The sequence below is a fragment of the Tenacibaculum sp. M341 genome (assembly GCF_004337695.1).
GTDB lineage: Bacteria > Bacteroidota > Bacteroidia > Flavobacteriales > Flavobacteriaceae > Polaribacter.
The window spans coordinates 77,921-78,962 of the sequence record NZ_SJXJ01000020.1; the positions used below are offsets into that span (position 1 = coordinate 77,921).

Annotated in this window: 1 rRNA gene; it reads left to right on the forward strand. The window is 32.4% G+C overall.

The features are described 5' to 3' along the window. Positions 1–834 precede the first annotated feature (834 nt). Positions 835–1,042 (forward strand): 16S ribosomal RNA (locus EYW44_RS18090); the annotation flags it as partial.

Below are 1,042 nucleotides of genomic sequence, written 5' to 3' on the forward strand. Positions count from 1 at the left end.
ATAATTGTTTAATGGCGTTCCCTATGGGTCAGGTTTTCCGCAGTCGCTTTTTTAATTTTAATGATAAAAATTAAAAAGAGCTCCAACAAATGCTTCAATCCCTAACGCAACATAGAGATAGAAGTAGTGTTAAGATAGATATATATGTAAGAGACTATGTTCTGTTGATAGAATAAAAAGCAGTATTTGTAGTATACTTATTATATGAGTGAGAACGGTGAGAAGAGAAGAAATACAAGAGGTATAATAAAGTTGGTTTTTATGTATCTGAAAGTCTGTTGATTAAAAAAAAATTAAAAAAAGGCTTAAAAAAGTTTGGTAGGTTTGTAAAGAGTGTGTAGTTTTGCACCCGCAAATAACAAAACACAGTTTTAGAGTTTGTGTAAGTTCATTAACAGAGTGTAAGTGTAGCGTAAAATTTAAGTTAAAAAATAATTAAAATTTTACTTGCGGGTTTAAAAATAAAGCTTGTATATTTGCAGTCCGTTTTTGGCGGGAGTTCATTGATTTATTGCGAGAAAATAACTTTAGAAAAAACTTCAAAAAAAGTTTTGTCAGAATAAAAAAAGGTTATAGTTTTGCATCCGCTTTCAGAAACGAAAGCAGACGATCACAGAGATTTTGGAATAACAGATAACATGTTAACTAGTTCGATTCTAGTGTTTCTACAAGAGTAAGTTGATTGCGATTTTGGTTGAGATAGACTAAATATTAAGATTAACGAAGTTCATTGATATTATTGAAATTGACAGCGTAATTAGAGAGTAAGAAATAACCATAACTTCAAACGAAGTTAAATTCTTTTGAAACTATTCATTATAATATTTAAAATTTACAATGAAGAGTTTGATCCTGGCTCAGGATGAACGCTAGCGGCAGGCTTAACACATGCAAGTCGAGGGGTAACATTGTAGCTTGCTACAGATGACGACCGGCGAACGGGTGCGTAACGCGTATAGAATCTGCCTTGTACAGGAGGATAGCCTTTAGAAATGAAGATTAATACTCCATAATGTTGGTGAGTGGCATCGCTTACTAATTA